This is a genomic window from Geotalea uraniireducens Rf4 (genome assembly GCF_000016745.1).
Taxonomy (GTDB): domain Bacteria; phylum Desulfobacterota; class Desulfuromonadia; order Geobacterales; family Geobacteraceae; genus Geotalea; species Geotalea uraniireducens.
Genome location: NC_009483.1, coordinates 3,820,001 through 3,841,110 on the forward strand (window position 1 = coordinate 3,820,001; position 21,110 = coordinate 3,841,110).

Consider the following 21,110-nt stretch of genomic DNA (forward strand, 5'->3'; position numbering starts at 1 on the left):
ATATTCTGTCCCGCCTGGGTAATGTTAAGCACCGCATAGCTAATTGCCGCCTGACCAGACGCCACAGCCAGCGCCCCCACTCCGCCGTCCAATTGAGCCATGCGCTGCTCCAGCACGTCGGTGGTCGGGTTCATGATCCGCGTATATATATTGCCGAACTCTTTCAGTCCGAATAAATTTGCCGCATGTTCTGAACTTTTAAATACATAGGACGAGGTCTGGTAGATAGGGACTGCCCTGGACAGGGTTGTTGGATCAGGAGTTTGGCCGGCATGCAGAGCCAGCGTATCAAAGTTGAATTTGTTTTCGGACATAATCATCCCCCTTTATATTTATATGGTATTTGGGCACACAGCTTATCATTACAATTTAAGTCAAGAATGTTTCGTCAGATAGTAATTAAACCCCATGGAGCTTGTCAATCATTTAATTCCAGTGGTTACCCTTTCCCCGCCCATACAATTTAGTCAGCTCCTTCAGGCGTTTCGCTACGCTGCTGTTGAGTGCGTCGGCAGTAAACCGCCATGACCAGTTGCCTCCGGCAACACCCGGGATATTCATCCGTCCCGTACTTGGAAGCTCCAGGATATCCTGAAGTGGAAAGACGGCAATATCCGCCACCGACGCCAGTGCTGCCCGGATCAGCTCCCAACTGATATTTTCCCCGCTGACATTAAGATAATCGAGGATATTTTGCTGATCTTTTTCCTTGAGGGAGGCAAACCACCCTGAGGTAGTATCGTTGTCATGGGTTCCGGTATAAACTGCGCAATTCCTTGTATGATTATGGGGAAGATAGGGATTCTTGGGACCGGAGCCGAAAGCAAACTGGAGGATCTTCATGCCCGGAAAGCCAAACCTGTCCCGCAAAGCTTCAACCTCTGGCGTTATTACCCCCAGGTCCTCTGCTATAAGAGGCAATTGACCAAGTTGGTCGATCAAGGCATGAAAGAGAGATTCGCCGGGACCTTTAACCCATCGGCCGTTTTTTGCTGTCTTTTCCCTAGCCGGCACCTCCCAGTACGCCTCGAAACCGCGAAAATGGTCTATCCTGACCATATCATAGAGGGAGAGATCGTTACGCAAACGGGCCACCCACCAGCCAAAGCCGTCAGACGCGACCTTATCCCAATTATAGAGCGGATTACCCCACAATTGACCGGTTTTACTGAAATAATCGGGTGGCACACCGGCCACGACAGTCGGTCTCCCCTCATCGTTCAGGTGAAACAGGTGTGGATTGGCCCAGACATCCACCGAATCAAAGGCTACAAATATAGGCATGTCACCGATTATTTCTATTCCCATTTCATTTGCATACGACTTTAAGCGCAGCCATTGGCGAGAAAACTGCCACTGCATATATTTCTGTTCACCGATGGCGGCTCCGAGCTTTTGCGAATATTCTTCCAGGGCTTCCGGTTTGCGCAGGGCAATATCTTCCGGCCAGTCGCACCAGCTCTTCCCCTTGAAATGTTCCTTGAGCGCCATAAAGAGGGCATAGTCGTGAAGCCAGAAAGTGCTGTCACAGAAGCGCCAGAAATCTTCCTTACGGCATTGCTCGCCCGCAGTGAAAAAAGATGCTGCCGCCTTGCGCAACACATGATATTTATGCCGTTCAACCGCGTGATAATCAACGCGCTCTTCCGGCAAATCAATCTTTAACTCCTTGCCTGGGACATCCCCTTCGTCAACAATAGTTTCAAGTGAAACAAGCAGGGGATTGCCGGCAAAAGCCGAATAGCAGGAGTATGGAGAGTTACCATAAGCCGTTGGCCCTAAAGGCAATATCTGCCAGATCGTTTGACCGGACTTGTGAAGGAAATCAATGAAACGGCGCGCATCGCTCCCAAATGAGCCAATCCCCCCGGAACCCGGCAGAGATGTGGGGTGGAGCAGGACACCGCTTTTTCTTCTGTGTTGCATGGAATGCCTCTCTTGCTGGATTAGATAGTAGTCTACTATGCCACAAAGCCGCTGGAATGCAAATCAACAAGGGAAAAGATTAGGCCTATTTCAGGATGAAAGATGCACTGTCGAGCATGGCTTTACTAAAATCGGAGGAAATGATATACAGGAAAAATCAAATTAGAGAAGAGAGGTGACAGGAAATGGAAACCATCAAAACAGCAATGTTTGAAACATTAATGGAAAGTGCCGTTCCCAACGAAGCAGGTGGGTTCACCTTCACCCTGGAAGGAAAATCTTATCAGATCATGGATACCCTGGAGATCTCCAAGATTGCCCAGGATCACGGCTACATAATCATTTACTGAACAGAGGCCAGAATCTCATCAACCCTCTTGCCATCCAACGATTCTTCCTCCAGGAGTGCACTGGCCAGGGCATCAAGCTTTGGTCGGTTGGCAAAGACCAATCCTTCGGCCTTGAGCTCAGCCTCTTTGATGACCGCCGCTATCTCCTGATCAATAAGCCATGCCATCTGCTCTGAAAATGATTTTTCCTCCGCCAGCTTGCGACCGAGAAATGGATGCTCCTCACCGCGGGTAAAGGTCATCGCCCCGATCTTGTCGCTCATCCCCCACTGACAAACCATCTTCTCCGCCAAATCGGTCACCGTTTTCAAGTCGCTCTGACCACCGGTAGATAGGTCGTTGAAAACCAATCGCTCGGCAACCCTTCCTCCGAGTGACACGCAGAGGCGATTTACCAGATAGGTTTTAGGGTAGTGATAGCGATCGTCCTCCGGCATCTGCTGGGTTACGCCGAGGGCCATACCGCGGGGGATAATGGTCACCTTGTGGACCGGATCAGTGCCAGGAAGGAGCCTAGCCACCAGGGCATGGCCCGCTTCATGGTAAGCGGTAATACGCTTTTCCTGGTCTGAGATGACCATCTTCCGCTCCCCACCCATCAATATCTTGTCCTTGGCCTTTTCCAGATGGCCCATATTGACGCTCGAAGCATTCTCCCTTGCCGCCTGGATGGCCGCCTCGTTCACCAGGTTTTCCAGATCAGCCCCCGTCATCCCCGGCGTCCCCTTGGCGATTACCGCCAGGTCTATATCCTGATCCAGCCTGATTTTCCTGGTATGAACCTTTAATATCTGCTCCCGGTCCCGCCAGTCAGGGCGCTCAATAACCACATGCCGGTCAAATCGTCCCGGCCGTAGCAGCGCAGGGTCAAGAACATCGGGCCGATTGGTGGCAGCAATGACGATGACCTCTTCATGGGGGTCAAAACCATCCATTTCGGAGAGAAGCTGATTCAGGGTCTGTTCCCGCTCATCATGGCCGCCACCAAATCCGGTACCGCGACTTCGGCCGACCGCATCCAGTTCGTCAATGAAAATGATGCTCGGGGCAGCCTTTTTTGCATTGGCAAACAGATCACGTACCCTGCTGGCACCCACCCCGACAAACATTTCGATGAACTGGGACGCGGATATGCTGAAAAAAGCCACCCCCGCCTCCCCTGCTACAGCCCGAGCAAGAAGGGTCTTGCCTGTACCCGGGGGGCCTACCAGAAGAATCCCCTTGGGGACCTTGCCGCCGATTTTCTGAAATTTTTTCGGGTCTTTCAGATAGTCAACCATCTCCTTCAACTCAAGCTTGCTGTTTTCCATCCCCGCTACATCATCGAAGGTGACATTAATCTTCTCCCCGCCGGCATACATCTTGGCACCGGATTTGGCAAATCCGCCCATCATGGCGCCGGGGCCCTGCCCCTTCACCCCTCTCATCATCAGCCACCATATACCGATAATAAGCAGCCAGGGAAGGATATAGATAAGTACACCGGCAAACGACGAAGTTTCCTGCGAGACAGCCGTTAACTCGACCTTTTTCGCGGTGAGCTCCGGCATCAAAGTCGGGTCGGAGATGGTCGGCAGAACCGTATTGAAAGCCGTTACCTCCCGGACGACCTCTTGTCCCTGGACCTTTGAAGCCGCTTTAGTTTTACTTCGAAATTCCCCCTTGACCGAAAAACCCTTGATCGAAATTTTTTTGACATTATCCGCAGCAAGCTCTTCCCTGAAGCGGCTATAGGAAATCTCCGCACCCTGCTCCATAGACTGCTTCACGATCACGGTGTAAAACAGGTCAAAGAAAAGCACCAAAATAAGCAGCAAGAATAACGGCTTCCAGATAGACGGCTTCATGCCATACTCCTCAGAAAGAGTAATCATTCATATCAATAGTTTACCCGCCGACAGCTGTTTTACAAGAAAGAGATGAGGTAAACATTAAATCGTCAAATCATGGCTATCTGCTCTTAATTCCGCCATCGCTGACCGTCACCTTTTCAAGACGATATTTCCCCAGGCCAAATGATGCCCCTTTCCCCATATGGAAATATTGGCCGAGAAGCAAAAAGGGATAAAAATCGAGCAGATCCCCGCTAAAAATTCCTTTACCGACAATTCCGCTCAATCGTCCACTGCCTGGATGCCCGTTCCAATCGACCCAATGGAAGTCCGAGCATCGGCTTTCAATAGAAGTGCTGCGACTTGACAACCATTTATAATCCAGTTCCATTTCGCCCCCTCCATAGTAGTATGCCAGAGACGATATGCGCCTGAACAGGGAGCGGATAAATGGTGAAAAGGATAATTCCCGCAGAGGCCGGCCCTCCTGCAACAGTCGTAGCGGCGTTTCTATGGAAATTGCCACTTCATTCGGCTGCAGCTCGCATGTTTTCTGCAGTTCCACGGCTGAGAACAAAAAAAGTCGGTCAGGATAAATATCTCCATTCTCACCCATTACCAGATTGCGATTTCCCCGGTAGTCAGAAGATTCGACCTTAAGGATAGAAGCGAAAGCGGGCTTGTTTGTCATATTCTGACGAGTCAACAGAACCAACGCTGCCAGATAGTAATGGAAATTGTTGATTGCCGATCCTACGAGGGTTACGCCAAACTCCAGAATGCCGCCCCTGTTGGGAGTTTGCGTTAATATCGGAAAATCGAACATGAAAGGGTAAGGCGGTTTCTGGTAACGCTTCACGGCTAAGGGATCAGATGTTATTGACTGGGAAAATGTTTGTCGGAAAGGGCATGAATCACAACTCGGGCAGCCATCACAAGAACTGCGTCGGCAATCAACGGCCAGGCGAAAAGCGCTCTCAAAATCCGACTTGAGACCGAAGAGAAAGTAGCTGTCCGCAATATTCCGCATAAGCTTTATCGTCACTATGAATTTAAGAAAATTGAAGTCCACAGCAAAAATCCTTTAACATATTATGCTGAATCATTATTCAATTTATCAAACATTATCGCAGAGGTTTGTCAAAGGGAAAATTACCCAGAGCAATGGACAACCGATTCAAAAACAGATTCAGAAGCCAGCTGTGCAATAGTCATCCGCTTATAACTTTGTGATAAACCTGTGTATCTATTACCTTGACAATAATTAAGTTTCCACTATGATTAACAATAATTTATGTTATGGAGGGGACATGAAAAAGTTACTAATCCTGGTTTTTAGTACTGTTCTGTTTGCCGGTCTCGCCTTTGCACAAAACGGGGTAAAACAGAAAAGACCGAAGCCGTATGAATACGGCACGGTCACCATCAGCCCATTATCAACAAAGGCAGAGCTTCCGCCAGTCACCTTCGAGCACTGGATACACAGGGCCAAATACACCTGCCGTCTGTGCCATGTGGATATCGGCTTCGCCATGAAAAAAGGAACTACTGAAATAAGGGCTGAGGACAACATGCGTGGGTACTTCTGCGGGACATGCCACGATGGGAAAAGGGAATATAATGGAACGAAGATTTTTAAAGCCTGTTCTAAAAATCCCACCGGTCAAGAAGAACGACAGTGCGATAGATGCCATCAAAAAGAAAAAGACCCGTCAAAAGCAGATGAATTTTTTCGATTCAGTGAGAAACTACCGAAGGAACGGCTTGGCAACGGGATAAACTGGGAAAAAGCAGAAACTGACGGGGATATTAAACCGATTGATTTCCTTGAGGGAGTTTCCATAAAAAGGGCGCCGATGTCCGTACAAAAAGATTTCGCTTTAGAGGCAAAAGTAGGCGGACTTCCGAGCATCGTCTTTTCCCACAAGAAACATACCTTCTGGAACGGCTGTGAAGTCTGCCACCCGGAAGTATTTGCCGGAGTAAGAAGGGGGATGACTAAATATTCCATGGTCGAAATAAATGATGGAAAGTATTGCGGCATCTGCCATATTTCAGTAGCATTTCCATTACAGGACTGTCAAAGATGCCATTCAACGAGTGAAAAATTATAAATACATATATTTATTCAGCGTTGTCCGGTTTGGTTTTTGCTTACGTCCCGTAGGGACAGAATACTGGTAGCCGGGGAATTCATTCCCCGGTCATCCAGGCGAAATATCATCACGTCACGTACGTGACGTGGGGAAATATAGCATCTCATCCGGGGGATGAATCCCCCGGCTACATTCGAACGCCCCTAATGGGGCTTAACAACCTTGATGCACAAACCAAACCGGACAACGCTGATATTTATTCTACAAATGCAAAAAAGGGCGGGTCATTAAGACCCGCCCTTTTTATGTACCGCATTCGGCGAAACTAACTAGAACTGAGCCTTCAGATACTCCCTGTTCAGCTTGGCGATAAACTTGACGTTGATCCCCTTCGGACAGGCAGCCTGACATTCATAGTGGTTACTACAGTTGCCGAAACCGCACTCTTGCATCGCCTCGACCATCGCTTTGACACGAACGCCGGCCTCCGCCTTCCCTTGCGGCAGAGCAGCCATCTGGGCCACCTTGGCGCTGGTGAATAGCATGGCGGAACTGTTAGGGCAAGCAGCGGCGCAAGCACCGCAGCCGATGCACTCGGCAGCGTCCATGGCATAATCAGCTTCCGGCTTGGGAATCAGCACGGCATTGCCGTCTGGCACCCCGCCGGTGTGGCATGAGGTATAGCCGCCCGCCTGGATGATGGTATCATAGGCGCTCCGGTCGACCACCAGGTCCTTGATGATCGGGAAGGCTGTGGCGCGCCACGGCTCGATGAAGATCGTGTCGCCGTCCTTAAACTTCCGCATATGGAGCTGGCAGACGGTGGTCCGTTCCTGGCCGCCGTGGGGTACGCCGTTGACCACCTGTGAACACATGCCGCAGATACCTTCACGGCAATCGTGGTCAAAGACGATCGGCTCCTTCCCGGATTTGATGAGGTCTTCATTGACCACATCGATCATTTCCAGGAATGAGTGGTGTTCGGTGATATTTTTGGCGGTGTAGGTTTCGAATTTACCGGGATCTTTCGGTCCCTTCTGCCGCCAGACATTAAGAGTCAGAGTCATGGTTTTGTGATCGCTCATTATTTATAACTCCTTACCGCAAGATGTACATTCTCGAACCTGAGCGGTTCCTTGTGAAGCTCGGGATCCTTGCCGTCTCCCTTGAATTCCCAGGCGCCGACGTAACAATAATTCTCGTCGTCACGTTGAGCCTCGCCGTCTTCGGTCTGGTATTCGGTCCGGAAGTGGCCGCCGCAAGACTCATTGCGGTGGTGGGCATCGCGGCAGAGGAGCTCGCCGAACTCCAGGAAGTCGGCGGTACGGCCGGCGTTCTCCAGATCCTGGTTCAGATCGGCACCGGAGCCGGAGACCTTGACGTTCTTCCAGAACTCTTCACGCAGTGCAGGAATCTTCTTGAGGTTTTCCTCCAGGGACTCCTTGGAGCGCGCCATGCCGCAGTTGTCCCACATGAGAGAACCTAACTCGCGCATGAACTCCGATACAGTCTTCTTGCCGTTGATGGAGAGAAGCTTCTTGGAGTAGTTCTGCACGTCTTCAACCGACTTCTTGAATTCGGGGTTGTCGGTCTGCACAGTGCCGGGTTTCACCGTGGCGAGGTAGCCACCGATGGTGTAGGGAATGACGAAGTAGCCATCGGCCAGACCCTGCATGAGGGCCGATGCGCCAAGGCGGTTTGCGCCGTGGACAGAGAAATTGGCCTCGCCGAGGACGAACAGGCCGGGGATGCTGCTCTGTAGGTTGTAGTCGACCCAGAGGCCGCCCATGGAGTAGTGGGGGGCAGGATACATACGCATCGGGCGCTTGTAGCCGTCCTCGTCGGTAATCTTCTCATACATCTCGAACAGGTTGCCGTAGCGTTCCTTGATGGTGTCAACTCCGACGCGCTTAATCGAGGTGGCGAAGTCGAGGTACACGCCGCGTCCGCCGGGGCCAACGCCGCGGCCGTCGTCGCACTGTTCCTTGGCGGCACGGGAGGCGATATCGCGGGGAGCAAGGTTGCCGAAGCTCGGATACTTGCGCTCCAAGTAGTAATCACGATCTTCTTCGGGAATCTCGTTGGGGTGTTTGGCCAGGTCTTCCTTCTTCTTCGGCACCCAGCAGCGGCCGTCGTTACGGAGCGACTCGGACATGAGAGTCAGTTTCGACTGGTAGTCGCCGGCCTGTGGAATACAGGTCGGATGGATCTGCGTGTAACAGGGATTTGCGAAATACGCACCCTTCTTGTACGCTTTCCAGTTGGCGGTGACAGAACAACCCATGGCGTTGGTGGAAAGGTAGAAGACGTTCACATAGCCGCCGGTGGCAAGACAGACCGCATCGGCCGCATAGGACTCGATCTCGCCGGTCACGAGGTTGCGGCAGGTGATCCCTTTGGCAACGCCGTCAACCACGACCAGGTCCAGCATCTCGCGGCGGTTGTACATCTTCACTGTCCCTGCCTTTATCTGGCGGGAAAGCGCTGAGTAGGCGCCGAGGAGGAGCTGCTGGCCAGTCTGGCCGCGGGCAAAAAAGGTACGGGAAACCTGGGCGCCACCGAATGAACGGTTGTCCAGGTAGCCGGCATAGTCGCGGGCAAAGGGAACGCCTTGGGCAACGCACTGGTCGATGATGTTGTTGGACACCTGGGCCAGACGCCACACGTCAGCCTCACGGGCGCGGAAGTCGCCACCCTTGATGGTGTCATAGAACAGACGGTAGATGGAGTCCCCATCGTTAGGGTAGTTCTTGGCTGCGTTGATCCCCCCCTGGGCAGCGATGGAGTGGGCGCGGCGTGGAGAATCCTGATAGCAGAAGGCCTGCACGTTGTAGCCGAGCTCTCCGAGCGAGGCAGCGGCAGCGCCACCGGCCAGACCGGTACCCACCATGATAACGTTGTACTTTCTCTTGTTGGCGGGATTCACGAGCTTCAGATCGAAGCGGTGCTTGTCCCACGTTTTTTCTATAGGTCCGGTTGGACATTTTCCGTCGAGTATCACTATAAACCCCCTATTTGATTATGCCTGCAAGGATGAAAACCGGAATGGAGCTGTAGCCGATCAAAAAGACAAAGGCAAGTACCCGCCCCACCTGACTGATCACCGGCAGACTTTTATCGCCGTTCCACCCCATGGTCTGGAAGAAACTCTGGATGCCGTGGAAAAGATGTAGGCAGAGGACCACCATGGCCGCCACATAGGTTGAAGCAATGATGCCATGAGAGAAACTCCCGGTCACCATACCGAAGACGTTGCCCGGCACCTGGCCTGCAAAGGCGGAAACGTCGGATGTTAGCCGAAGGGTGAAGTGACTGATGTGGTAGATGACGAAAAGTGCAAGGAGCAATCCGGTCCAGATCATGCTTTCACTGGCGAAATTGGCCTTCAGCTTATTGTTGATCGCGTACTTGGAAGGATTCGCCTTACTGTTTTCGATGCTCACCTGGATGCCGTAAAAGGCATGGACCAAAATAAAGGCCAGCATGGCAAGGCGGAATACCCAAACCAGGGGTCCGAGGCTGTGGAGATGTTCTGCATAGGAATTGATTCCATCGGGACCGACAAAAATAGAAGAGTTACCAATCAGATGAACAATTACGAAAAGAACCATCAGCTGGCCGGTGATGGCCATAAGGATCTTTCTTCCCACTGAGCTTTTTAATAGTTGCATAATTTTTTCCCTTTGAATGAATTGAAAGAATTGCTGAGGGTAATTACACACCCTTGTGCTTCAGATCATCAAACATCCCTTTTTCTGAGCAGGTTGACAATGAAACGGTAACCGTTCAGGAGGGACAGTTCAGGAAGGGGGTGCGCGCCATTCTTTGTAGGTCAGCATTGCCTTACCTCCTTCTAAAGAGATTGATTAAATAACATGTCAACACGATATACACGCAGACTTAAATTAATGTATTATAATCCAGCTAATTGTATACTGTATACTAAACGTCGTTTTATCAAAATGCAACCAAAATTATCAGGGCTTAACAGCAAATATTCCCGCATGTGCGCAAGGAATAACCAGATGCGTTGTTGCTTTTTCCCGGTCATTCTGTTAATTAAACTATGGATTTTCAAAATTAATTTTCCTGTAGGGGCACCGATAAAACATCATGAAATTCAAGCTACTCAAAAAAGACACTGAAACAGCAGCGCGGCGCGGCCGACTGGAAACCCCGCACGGCGTGATTGAGACTCCCATCTTCATGCCGGTCGGCACCCATGCGGCGATGAAGGCCATGACCCCGCAACAGGTGAAAGAAACCGGCGCCCAGATCATCCTCAGCAATACCTACCACCTCCACCTCCGCCCCGGCGAAAGCCTGGTGGAGAAGGCCGGCGGTCTGCACAAGTTCATGGCCTGGGACGGACCGATACTGACCGACTCCGGCGGCTTTCAGGTATTCTCGCTCCCCAACAAGCGGATCACCGAAGACGGGGCATATTTCAAGCATGAGATAACGGGGGAGGAGGTATTCCTCGACCCGGCAAAGGCCATTGCCATCCAGGAGGCGCTTGGCGCCGACATCATCATGGCCTTCGACGAGTGCATCCCCTACCCCTGCGACAAACAGTACGCAGCCCAATCGACGCGGAAAACCCTGCGCTGGGCGGAAGCATGCAAAAAAGCCCAGACACGCAAGGACCAGGCCCTGTTCGGCATTGTCCAGGGGAGCGTCTTCGAAGACCTGCGCGCCATGTGCGCCAAGGAAATGATCGACATGGATTTCCCCGGTTACGCCATTGGCGGCGTCTCAGTCGGTGAGGGACTGGAGCTCCTTAAGAAAGTGGTGGCCATGACCGCCCCCTTCCTGCCGGAGGACAAGCCGCGCTACCTGATGGGCGTCGGCCTCCCGGAAGATATCCTGGAGAGCGTGGAGCGGGGGATGGACATGTTCGACTGCGTCATCCCGACCCGCTATGCGAGGAGCGCAACGCTCTTCACCAACCGGGGGAAGATCAGACTGACCAACAAGAACTACCGCCGCGACTTCTACCCGGTGGAGCCGAACTGTTCCTGCTATACCTGCCGGAACTTCACCAGGGCATACCTCCACCACCTGTTCGTCTCCAACGAGGTGCTTTCGGCGATCCTCGCCAGCATCCACAACGTCCACTTCTACCTGAACATGATGGCGGAGATCCGCCTGGCCATCGAGGAAGAGCGGTTCGCCGAATACAAGCGGACTTTCCTGGAAGGGTATCTGAAGGGAAAATAAGGAGTCACTGCCATCGGCCGCAAGAAAAACCGTCGACAGGAGAAGCCATGACAGAAGAGAAAAAAGGGTTCGACCGCCTCATGGAAATAATGCGCAAACTGCGCGCCCCCGGCGGCTGCCCATGGGATGCGGAACAGACCCACGCGAGCCTCAAGCGCTATCTCCTGGAAGAGTCTTACGAAGTGATCGAAGCCATCGATGCCGGGTCTCCCGAGATGCTCAAGGAAGAACTGGGGGATCTCATGCTCCAGCCAGTTTTTCATGCGGCCATCGCCGAGGAGCGCGGCGAATTCACCATGGACGACGTGCTCGACACCATAAACGAAAAGCTCATTCGCCGTCATCCCCACGTGTTTGGGGAACAGGTGGTGAAAAGCGCTGAAGAGCAGGTGGCGAACTGGGAGCGGATCAAGAAGGCGGAAAAAGGTGCGGAGAGGAAATCCGCCCTGTCCGGCGTCCCTCCCGAGCTTCCCGCACTGATGAAGGCGCAGAAGATCACGGAAAAGGCGGCGCGGGTCGGTTTTGACTGGGAACACACGGACCAGGTCTTTGCCAAGGTGCTGGAAGAGCTGCATGAATTCGAGGAAACCCTGACGGAAGGGAACCAGGAACGGATGGAAGCTGAACTGGGAGACCTCCTGTTCGCCATCGTCAACCTGGGACGCTTCCTCTCACTGGATCCCGAGGAAGCGCTACGCAAGACCATAACCCGTTTTGCCCGTCGTTTTGCCTTTGTCGAGGACACCCTCCATGCACGCGGGATTCATATGCAGGAAGCAAGCCTGGCGGAGATGGACAAGCTCTGGGAAGAGGCGAAGAGGATGGAGCGGGAAGGGTGAAAATCGGCCAATTGTTACGTCTTTTCAACGGTGTAACAGATTTTCCACAAATCCTGTGGATAATCTGTTGATAACGGTGTGGACAATTCAATAAACGGATACTTTTCAAAGCGTTTCTGCGATCTGCCTATTTTTTATACAGCCAATATATACCAATAATTTCAATATGTTACGTTTTACACAATAATATTGTCCGGTTAGAACGATGTTCCAATCCGAGCCAAGAAGATTCATGAGAATCGTATATCTGCATGTTTATAAATTACCGGTCATTTCTGCCTGGCACGGAGGGTTTCACCCTGCCGCAATCATCCAAAACAACCCCTTCCATAGTGAGTAACAGCCTCTTGGAGACGATACCGCCGGCCCCGGAATAACCGGTCATGTCGCCCGCCCCGCCGACTACCCGATGGCAGGGAATGATTATCGGCAGGGGATTGCGCGCCATCGACGTCCCGACCCCTCTGGCGGCCCTTTGCCGCCCGATTGCCCCGGCCACCTCGCCATAGGTTTTCACCATGCCGTAGGGTATCTTCGAAACTTCCGCGTAAACAGCCTGCTGAAACGGCGTGAATCCGCGACGGTCGATCTTGATATCAAACGTCACCTTCTCACCGGCGAAATATCGTTGCAGCAGCCCGGCAGCCTTCATCGTCAACGGATTCTCGCGCACGGCAGACGGATATAACTCGCCAACCCGCTCAGCCATCTCCGCAGGGGAATTTCCGGCAAACGGCAGAAACACCTCAACAAGACCCTCGGCGCTCGCCACCACCGCACCAGAACCGAACTCGGTAACAAAGATAGATCGATATTCCCCTGATTCCTGTTTTCTCATCCTATTCACCTTTCACCTTTTCAGAACCCTCCTGCGAAACAGCATGACTGCCTCATGCGCCTCTTCGCAGCGCAGCAGGTGGGCGAAAACGAGGTAGATGACCACCCCCACGACGACTGCACCGCCAAGGACCCCGCCCTTCACCAGCTTATGCCCCTGTTGTGACCAATCCGCAAGCCGCATCGCCCAGTAGACGGCAAAGGCCATGGGGATGGATGCAACTGCCGCCTTCCCCCCTGCGAGGAAAATCCCCCTGCCGCCGAACGGACCGATCTTTTTCCGCAGGAAATAGAGGAGCAGGACCATGTTCCCCAGGGCGGACAAGGTGGAAGCCAGCGCCAGGCCGCCGTGCTTGAGCGGCCCCATCAAAGCGAGGCTAAAGCAGAGGTTGAGGACAAAGGCGATGAAGGCCGTCAACACCGGCGTCCTGGTATCCTTGAGGGCGTAAAATGCGGGCACCAGCACCCTCACCAGGGCCACCAGCGACAGGCCGAGTGAATAGTAAAAAAGCGCCACCCCGCACTGTTGCGCCTTGGCATAGTCGAACGCTCCCGCCATGAAGATCAGGGAAAAAATCGGCGTGGAACATATCAGGAGCCCCGCCATGGCCGGTATGGTGATGAACAGGGTGAGCTTCAGGCCGAAGGCGAGCGACTCCTTCAGGGCATCCATCTCCCCGGCCGCAGCCTGCCTGCTCATGGAAGGGAGCACGGCCTGGGCCACCGACACGGTGAATATCCCCTGGGGAAACTCGAACATTCGCTGGGCATAGTAAAGATAAGAAACGCTTCCCTGCGGGAGCAGAGAGGCAAGTATTGCACCGACCGTTATATTCAGGTAATAGACTCCGACGCCGAACACGGACGGCCCCATCAAGAGGGCGATCCTGCGCACTGCCGGATGCTTCAGATCGAAGCGCAGCCGGAGGGGGAAACCCTTCCGGTAGAGAACCGGAATTTGCAGCAAGAGTTGCATTACCCCGCCAAGCAAGACACCCACGGCAAGGGCGACGATGGGTATCTGGAAACGGCTGTGCAAAAAGACTGCGCAGAAAATCATGGAGATATTGAGGAAAATGGTGGAAATGGCAGGGGTAAAAAAATGGCGGACGGTGTTCAAAATCCCCATGCAGAGCGCCACCAAACTGACGAAAAATATGTAGGGGAACATCAGCCGGTTGAGGAGTATGGTCAGCTCCAGCTTGGCAGGCTCGGACTTGAAGCCGGGAAACATGAGGTGGACGATAACAGGTGAGAATATAACTCCCAACAGGGTGATGATCGCCATGACCATGGTGAGCAAGGTAAAGCAGACGTTGGCCAGATTACGCGCCTCCTGCTCCCCCTTTTGGGTGTACCACTCGGAAAATGTGGGGAGAAAGGCCGAAGTGAGCGCCCCTTCGGCAAAAAAGCGACGCAGCATGTTGGGAATCAGAAAGGCTGCAATAAAAGCGTCGGTGGCAAACCCGGCGCCGAACAGGCGCGCCACAACCATTTCCCGCACCATCCCCATGATGCGTGAGAGGATCGTGGCAAAACCGAGCACGCCTGCGGCCCGGGCAATATTTTTCTTTTCGGACATGGTTTCCCCTGGATGAATTTAAATCAGGGTAGGTATTTACCATAACCGGTGTGTAATTGGTATTTTTTTCAGTTTGCACCCCGCCGGACCTGCCGTGAGTCCAGGAAACCTATTGCCTTGTTCGCTAATTCCAAAGGCTCAACGGCCGGGGTAATGGAAGGATGTTGTGCATTACCATTTTGAATCCGTACAGCAGCAAGCACCGAAGGAAACGTAAGACTGTTAACCAGCTTGGTTACATCTGCATCACCAAAACTCAAGTTAAGATGACTGTGGGCAAATATATTGCGAATCGCCCCGAAATTCATTCCCCGGAAAACGGAACATCATATCCCACCGTCGCGTACGCGACGGATGAATGCAGTATGTCGCCTCAACCCGTGGGATGAATCCCACGGCTAACATCAAGCGCCCCGACGGGGCTTCTCTTGCTCACCTTGATTCCACGGCCTACTTTACCTTCTTGGGGCACGATGTCTTGCCAGGCGGCAGAAAATTCTCACTAGACACCACCGCCCTGCCGGTCTTGGCCTCCAACGCCTTACGCGCCAGCTTGGCAATCGCCCCGCCTTTTGTGGCGGCTACCTTGTTTTCGGCCATCCCGGTCGCGTCATCCGTCTCGGCGATCTGTCGTGTCGATAATTCCGCCAGCGCGGTAAAAATAAGTTCCGCCTCGCTCATGTGGTCACACAGATTATGATTCTGCAAACCCTTCATATCCTTGTGATCCTTCACACTCACCCCTGACCATTCCTGGTGAATGAAGTAAGAATCGCAAATTCATCGCCTTTCTTGATGTCGTGGTTTGCCCAATAATCAGTCAGCTTGTTGCGTGTTTCCTGCCCGGTCATGCGCTGCTGAATCCACTTCTCGCTACGCCCGTGCTTCTGCCAGGTTTCGCGTGCACGGTCCAAAGACAACGCAGGATCAGCCATTTCCTGCATGCGCTCGTAGCCGACCTTGGCCAGCCAGAGCTTGATCGGCTCCGCTTTCGGGCTGGGGACGGATTGAACCAGGCGCAGCAATGTTTCGGCGGTGGCTACGTCTGTCAGGCGTTGCTTACCGTCCTCAGCAGTCATTTTCAACTGGTGACAATTTGTCACCAGTTGGCTGCCTTCCTTACCAAGTCGCTCTTTCAGTTTGTTCCAGTACTTTCGAGCAGTTTGATAATCCGGCTGCTGGGTTAGTACCTGAATGATATCCACCACCGAGAACCACCAGGTTTCGGTTTTTTCGTCATAGACACGGCGGATTTCGTGGGTTTCAAAAATAGCAGGTTGGATTTGCATGGTTTCGGCTCCTTACAATTGGCCTTGGGCAGCGAGTTTCTATTCCGCGTTGTCCGATTTTTTCGGACAACTCAAGGAGCGCTTGGTGGGACGCGGTTTCGAGAGCAGAAATATGCAGGAATATCTTCTTTGACAAGCTTGAGGTAGTAATGATGGGTCTACCAAATTTCCAAAAGTTCATATATGCGCCATTTCGTTACTTCAAACCCCGTTCCGCCAGCAGCCGGAAATACTCATCCCGGCACCAGTTCTCCACCTCGACCAAGGCGCAGAATGCCTCGCCGAAGTCCAGGCGGCCGATGGTAAAGACCCCGTGGCCGTAGACTATTGCCTTGCCCGGCCCGCCGATCACCGGCGGCACACGCTTGGCCAGGCCGCCGGCGCCGATCTCCCCGGCCACCACCGGCGTGTCCCCTAAAAACCGCACCTTGGGGCAATCCTTCCAGCAATCCTTTATCGGGCAGTCCTTTTCCTCGCAGAGCATGCTCATCACCACGGCAAACTTTGGGTGGCCGTGGAGGATGACCCGTGCCCCGCTCTCCTCGTAAATGCGTCGGTGGGCGAGCAGTTCGCTGGAGGCGGTGATGCCGGTGGTGGAGGAGTTGTCCATCGGCACCGGGTCGATACAACCGGCCAGCTCATCAAGGCTGGCAGCAGTTTGGGAGATGTAGATCATATCCCCGGCCCGGGCTGAGATGTTGCCGAAGAACGAGTCGACAAGCCCCCTTTCCACCGTGTAGCGCCCGACGGTTTCAACCTCTCGGATAATTTCCTCAGGCTCGATGAGCGGGCCGGTCCTGAAGACCAACCCTTCTGCGCTCAGGGGGCGGAGCCACTCGCTACGGAAGGAGTTGAAGATATCCGCCTCCCCCGACAGGAGGAACCCCTCGTTCAGCACATCCTGAAGGTATTTGACGAAGGTGGAATGGAACACCGATGAGTAGTTGATGTAGGCCTGTTCGATGGTTACAGCGCCGCTGGCGACGATGCCGACGCCTTCGACGATGACCCCCTTGCGGTTGCCGAGGAGCCGCGCAATGGATGCCGCAACGTCTCCCGTCAGCTCGCGCTGGCGCAAAAAAGGGATGTCGTGGAGAAAGGTGCGGGTCTCGGTATCGTGGGGGATGATCCGCGAGTCTTCCTGCCTTGCCCTGCGCACCAGCAAATCGGCAAAGGGGAGTGACGACCGGGCAACGACCAGCCCCAGGCAGTTGAGGCGGGAAATGGTCTCCCCCGCCAGCAGAGCCAGTTCGGCATTACCATCGCTCAGCAGTGTATCATCCAGGGCAGCAAAGGCGATCTCTCCGGCAAGGGCGGAACGGTCGGAAATGAGCTTAAGCGTATATTTGCGAATTTGGTCTCTCATGGTCAATAACCATATCACCGGCTCTTTTTTATGTAAACTCCGTTTTTCTCCCCGTCAGACAACAAAAAACCCCTGACCGTCGTGTTGCGGTCAAGGGACGAGGTTCGGTTCTCTCACTTAAGTGGAAAGGCTACTCATCCTCCCCATTATAGATGGTCACCATGTTTTTGCCGTTCTTCTTGCTCCGGTACATCGCCTCATCGGCCTTTGCCATCACGGTTTTCACATCCGCGCCATCCTCGGGAAAGGATGCGACACCGGCCGAAAGGGTCGATGTGAGCATGGCTCCCTTGAATTCAAAGGGATTTTCGGACATCCCCCTGACGATTCTTTGCACTGCGCCATAACAGCCGTCCTTTGCCCCTTCGGTAAACATGATGATGAACTCATCTCCCCCATACCGTGCTGCGATGTCTGTGCAGCGGATGTTCCTCGCTATTATCCCGGCAACCTGGTTGATGAGTTCCGTGCCGGCAAAGTGGCCGTGCCTGTCATTGATCTGTTTCAGGTTGTCTGCATCGAGCATGCAGATGGTAAATTTTCGTTTGTGCCTCTTTGCCAGCTTTTCCTGGATCTCGGACAGGTAAAAGAAATTGCGCATATTGTTCAGGCCGGTCACTTCATCGGTAAGGGAGAGCTTTTCAATCTCCCTCCTGGCGTTTTCCGCCTCTCCGGAGAGCATGGCTCCGAGATGGGCGATCAGCATGAAGGGGAAAAGTTCGAGGAGACTGGAGACGAAGGTATGCTCATACAACATGACGGTTATATGTTCCGATGCCAGCAGAATATAGGATGAGACGGCCAGTACAGCCATGAAATACGTTAGCCGTCTCCCCTGTGTCAGAGAGGTTGTCATGAGCACCAGGTAGATGAGCGAGATGAAAGGGCTTGTTATCTTGCCGGTAAACCAGCTGACGGCAACGATGAAGCAGAGGAAGACCATGAGGTCGACGAAGGTCTTGAACTGGCTTGAGCGGCCGGGGAAAACCACGTACCTGGCGCCCACATTGTACACGAGCAGGGCCACGCTGAAGCCTGCGAGAAAAATGGTTGACTGCTCGTCTGGCGGGAGGAGCTTGATATCGAGGGAAACAAGGGCGATCAGCAGCCACGATATGTTGCCCATGATCTTGTCGTAGCCGGCATACCTGACCTGATTGCTTTTCGCCACATCGCTTGCGACTTCCGTCCCGTCCATTGAACCCGCCCCCCATGGCCTGCTTTCATTAATTTATCGGCCCGAGACGGCGAGACTTTAATGTGAAAGGGGGGAGTGCGAACGAGGGAGAAAGGATAAAGGTGACTGGAGCGTCAGGGCACTATTCGTGCTCTGCTGCTTCTTACCGATATACCTCGTCATGACTGCCGACATCAAGCAGGATGATTTCCCTGTCGAAAACCACAATGGTAAGGGTGATGCGATAGCTGTAGGTGATGCTGACGGCCTGAACGCCTTTTAGATTTCCACCGAGCTGGTGATATTTCAGGTGCGGCTGAAATGGATCATTTTCCAATTCACGCAGTATTGTGGCTAACTTTTCCCGCAACTCCGGATGGCGTTTTATGAATTTTTCGGCCGAGCGCGTAAAACCGGCACTCCAGACAAGGGTATACATGCGCTAATCTTCCAGCTTCAGTTCTTTAATCAGATCATCGGCCGTGCCGCGTTTGACCCTTCCTTCCTTGAGATCCTCCAGCGATGCCCGGACCCGGGCATAATAGGCCTCCTGCTCCGCCACTATCAACTCCTGATAGCGCTCCTCGGAAAGCACCACGTACTGCGGCTGATTGTTCCTGATGACATGGAGATCACCTTTGGCAATAAGATCATCCACCGCGGCAATACCACGACGCTTAATCTCCTGGGCAGGGATGGCGTTCATGCTTTGACTCCTTTTGGTACTTGATTAGATACCAGAATCATACCCTGCCAAGCACCGGATGGCAAATTAATTTCCGCACTGTATTATCAATATTCTTTGAGAAACCATGGAACCGCAATGATCTTAAGGAAACTTACGGCTGATTAGAGAGGAAACCAGGATCGGCAAAAGTTCCTTCCGGTGTCAGCCTGCGAATCCGGTAGTACTTCTGCAACTCTTCGTTAAAGCGTTGCCGATCGATTGGGTGGATTTCGATCCCCTCGCCGCTGGAGCCGGGCTCGTTGTAAAACCGTTCCGGCAGCAGGTCGTCTGCGAAGGTGAACCCGTTGGCGCAGTTGTAAAAACGTTCGGTCAGGTAAATCCGCCCGCCGATCTCCTTGAGCGACTGGGGGGAGTATTCAATGCCGCTCGTGGCGGAAAGGAGTTCGGCGTATTCCTCGATGGTCGCGCCGAAAAAGGAGAATTTGCAGGCCACCAGGGAATCTACGGCAGCGTTGGTGTCCTCGGCGATCTTGATGATGCGCGCCTTGCCTGAAAATGAAAAGCGGTCGGTGGGAACCGGCTTGCGCAGGATCTCGTGGGAGATGGGATAGGCCCGCAGGTGGCAGCCGCCACGGTTGCTGGTGCAGTAAGCGAGGGCCATGCCGTATGCCCCGCGGGGATCATAGGCAGGGAGTTCCAACGACTTGACGCTCATGGAAAGGTTCGGCACGCCCAAGGCCTCGGCGACCCGTCGTGAGCCGAGGGAGAGCAGTTCCCCCTCCCCGCGGCGATGGGCTATGTCGGCAAGGAGTGGCGCGACCTCCTCCGCAGCGGGAAAGCGCCCCTTTGCCTCGCCCCAGGCGGCAAGGGTGGCCGCGGCGGTAATAGTGTCGAGCCCCAGCTCGTTGCAGAGGGTATTGGCCTTGACTATGGCATGCAGGTCTGCGATGCCGTTCAAGGCGCCGAAGTGGGAAACGGTTTCGTATTCGGGAAGCGGCTCCCCCTGGGGGGTGCTCTTCTTGCACTGGATGGGGCAGCCAAAACAGCCGTCTTTTTTCGCTTCGCACGCTTTGCGGATTGCCGGGCCGGAATAGTTGCCGGAATCGGGAAACACCGTCTTTCTGAAGTTTTCGGTCGGGGCCATGCGCCGCTGGCGCATCAGGTCCACCAGTGCCGGCGTACCGTATTCGGCTATCCCCAATTCGCCAAAAATGACCGGCGAGGCGCGGAACAGCCGCATCACATCCTGGCGGGCATGGTCAAAGCGGCTCTGGTCGGCAACAGCGGTGGCCCGGTCGCCGTCAACGATCACTGCCTTGAGCTTTTTCCTTCCCATCACAGCGCCGAGACCGCCACGGCCGACGGAGTTCCCCTCCCCCATCATGATATTGGCGTAGAGGACACCGTTCTCCCCGGCAGGGCCGATACAGGCGACGCTCCCCCCTCCGGACAGGGCGGAGACGGTATCAGGGACAGCTTTGCCCCACAGCTCCCCGGCCGGCAAAAGTTCCGCATCATCACCGTTGATGGCGAGCACCACGGGCTTCGCGCTCTGTCCGGTTAAGAACAGGGCATCCACCCCGGCTGCCTTGAGGCGCCAGGCAAACCGCCCCCCGGCGGAACAGTCGTAAATGGTGCCGGTCAGTGGCGAGCGGGAAACCACCGTCAGCCGGGCAGCAGTGGGGGCAACGGTGCCGCACAAAGGGCCGACGGCAAAGATCAGCGGCATCTCCGGGGCGAACGGGTCAAGCATGAAATAATCCCGCATCAGCCGCACCCCCAGCCCACGCCCACCGAGATAGGCATGGAGCAGTTCGAAAGGTACATCCTCCCGCCATGCCTTGCCGCTCGCCAAGTCAACCTTCAGTATTTTTCCGGTCCAACCGTGCATATACAATCCAGTTCGAG

20 protein-coding genes (1 of these 20 cut by a window edge) are annotated in these 21,110 nt (G+C 53.8%); 4 read left to right on the plus strand and 16 right to left on the minus strand.

All coding sequences use genetic code 11. The features are described 5' to 3' along the window. A protein-coding gene (locus GURA_RS16550) for a homocysteine synthase (protein ID WP_011940073.1) crosses the window boundary here: on the minus strand, positions 1-314 show its 5' portion. 973 nt of this gene lie to the left of the window's left edge; the window shows 314 of its 1,287 coding nt (coding positions 1-314); the start codon lies at positions 312-314; its stop codon lies off the left edge, out of view. A gap of 112 nt (positions 315-426) precedes the next feature. After that, on the minus strand, positions 427-1,947 hold the full coding sequence (gene malQ / locus GURA_RS16555) for a 4-alpha-glucanotransferase (RefSeq protein ID WP_268741753.1): 1,521 nt from the start codon (positions 1,945-1,947) through the stop codon (positions 427-429). A gap of 164 nt (positions 1,948-2,111) precedes the next feature. Between malQ and GURA_RS23955 the strand changes: the two genes are divergently transcribed. Beyond that, on the plus strand, positions 2,112-2,276 hold the full coding sequence (locus GURA_RS23955; RefSeq protein ID WP_011940075.1) for a hypothetical protein: 165 nt from the start codon (positions 2,112-2,114) through the stop codon (positions 2,274-2,276). Here GURA_RS23955 and ftsH read toward each other — a convergent pair. Together ftsH and cas6 are read right to left on the minus strand one after the other, a co-directional pair. Next, entirely contained in the window at positions 2,270-4,123 is a 1,854-nt protein-coding gene (gene ftsH, locus GURA_RS16560) for an ATP-dependent zinc metalloprotease FtsH (RefSeq protein WP_011940076.1), read from the minus strand. The genes GURA_RS23955 and ftsH overlap by 7 nt on opposite strands. Before the next feature lie 103 nt (positions 4,124-4,226). Beyond that, positions 4,227-5,138 carry a CRISPR system precrRNA processing endoribonuclease RAMP protein Cas6 gene (cas6, locus tag GURA_RS25215; protein ID WP_157046236.1) on the minus strand — a complete coding sequence of 304 codons (912 nt, stop codon included), beginning with the start codon at positions 5,136-5,138 and terminating at the stop codon, positions 4,227-4,229. Between the two features lie 280 nt (positions 5,139-5,418). On the opposite strand from cas6, the gene GURA_RS16570 reads away from it, so the two are divergent. Then, positions 5,419-6,222, plus strand: coding sequence for a c(7)-type cytochrome triheme domain-containing protein (locus tag GURA_RS16570; protein WP_011940078.1), 804 nt, complete (start codon positions 5,419-5,421; stop codon positions 6,220-6,222). A 311-nt stretch (positions 6,223-6,533) separates the two neighbouring features. Here the strand turns inward: GURA_RS16570 and GURA_RS16575 are convergent, their stop codons facing one another. The 3 genes from GURA_RS16575 to GURA_RS16585 are packed head-to-tail and all read right to left on the minus strand — an operon-like array spanning position 6,534 to position 9,875. Then, a complete protein-coding gene (locus tag GURA_RS16575) occupies positions 6,534-7,289 on the minus strand; it encodes a succinate dehydrogenase/fumarate reductase iron-sulfur subunit (protein WP_011940079.1) in 756 nt (251 codons plus the stop codon). Next, the gene (locus GURA_RS16580; RefSeq protein WP_011940080.1) at positions 7,289-9,205 is read right to left on the minus strand and encodes a fumarate reductase/succinate dehydrogenase flavoprotein subunit; all 1,917 of its coding nucleotides are present in this window, start codon (positions 9,203-9,205) and stop codon (positions 7,289-7,291) included. Before GURA_RS16580 ends, GURA_RS16575 begins: the two co-directional genes overlap by 1 nt. A 10-nt stretch (positions 9,206-9,215) precedes the next feature. Continuing rightward, on the minus strand, positions 9,216-9,875 hold the full coding sequence (locus GURA_RS16585; RefSeq protein ID WP_011940081.1) for a succinate dehydrogenase cytochrome b subunit: 660 nt from the start codon (positions 9,873-9,875) through the stop codon (positions 9,216-9,218). Between the two features lie 442 nt (positions 9,876-10,317). Between GURA_RS16585 and tgt the strand changes: the two genes are divergently transcribed. Further along, positions 10,318-11,424 carry a tRNA guanosine(34) transglycosylase Tgt gene (tgt, locus tag GURA_RS16590; RefSeq protein WP_011940082.1) on the plus strand — a complete coding sequence of 369 codons (1,107 nt, stop codon included), beginning with the start codon at positions 10,318-10,320 and terminating at the stop codon, positions 11,422-11,424. Positions 11,425-11,471: 47 nt separating this feature from the next. Further along, positions 11,472-12,263: a nucleoside triphosphate pyrophosphohydrolase gene (gene mazG, locus GURA_RS16595; protein ID WP_011940083.1), complete on the plus strand. Its 792-nt coding sequence runs from the start codon at positions 11,472-11,474 to the stop codon at positions 12,261-12,263. A 262-nt stretch (positions 12,264-12,525) separates the two neighbouring features. Here mazG and GURA_RS16600 read toward each other — a convergent pair whose 3' ends face one another. The 9 genes from GURA_RS16600 to GURA_RS16635 form a co-directional block, all read right to left on the minus strand. Next, positions 12,526-13,101, minus strand: coding sequence for a methylated-DNA--[protein]-cysteine S-methyltransferase (locus GURA_RS16600; protein WP_011940084.1), 576 nt, complete (start codon positions 13,099-13,101; stop codon positions 12,526-12,528). 12 nt (positions 13,102-13,113) lie between these two features. Continuing rightward, complete coding sequence (murJ, locus tag GURA_RS16605) at positions 13,114-14,682, minus strand: murein biosynthesis integral membrane protein MurJ (RefSeq protein WP_011940085.1); 1,569 nt, start codon at positions 14,680-14,682, stop codon at positions 13,114-13,116. 450 nt (positions 14,683-15,132) lie between these two features. Next, positions 15,133-15,417: a hypothetical protein gene (locus tag GURA_RS25530; RefSeq protein WP_198134487.1), complete on the minus strand. Its 285-nt coding sequence runs from the start codon at positions 15,415-15,417 to the stop codon at positions 15,133-15,135. A 2-nt stretch (positions 15,418-15,419) separates the two neighbouring features. Next, positions 15,420-15,971 carry a BRO-N domain-containing protein gene (locus GURA_RS16610; protein ID WP_198134488.1) on the minus strand — a complete coding sequence of 184 codons (552 nt, stop codon included), beginning with the start codon at positions 15,969-15,971 and terminating at the stop codon, positions 15,420-15,422. 196 nt (positions 15,972-16,167) lie between these two features. Beyond that, positions 16,168-17,337 (minus strand): class II aldolase/adducin family protein, encoded by a 1,170-nt coding sequence (locus GURA_RS16615; protein ID WP_011940087.1) that lies wholly within the window; start codon positions 17,335-17,337, stop codon positions 16,168-16,170. A gap of 130 nt (positions 17,338-17,467) precedes the next feature. Further along, positions 17,468-18,535: a GGDEF domain-containing protein gene (locus tag GURA_RS16620; RefSeq protein WP_011940088.1), complete on the minus strand. Its 1,068-nt coding sequence runs from the start codon at positions 18,533-18,535 to the stop codon at positions 17,468-17,470. A gap of 142 nt (positions 18,536-18,677) precedes the next feature. Then, positions 18,678-18,953, minus strand: a complete 276-nt coding sequence (locus GURA_RS16625) for a type II toxin-antitoxin system RelE/ParE family toxin (protein WP_011940089.1) — start codon at positions 18,951-18,953, stop codon at positions 18,678-18,680. Positions 18,954-18,956: 3 nt separating this feature from the next. Continuing rightward, a complete protein-coding gene (locus GURA_RS16630) occupies positions 18,957-19,220 on the minus strand; it encodes a hypothetical protein (protein WP_011940090.1) in 264 nt (87 codons plus the stop codon). Positions 19,221-19,353: 133 nt separating this feature from the next. Continuing rightward, complete coding sequence (locus GURA_RS16635; protein WP_011940091.1) at positions 19,354-21,093, minus strand: aldehyde ferredoxin oxidoreductase family protein; 1,740 nt, start codon at positions 21,091-21,093, stop codon at positions 19,354-19,356. Between the last annotated feature and the right edge of the window lie 17 nt (positions 21,094-21,110).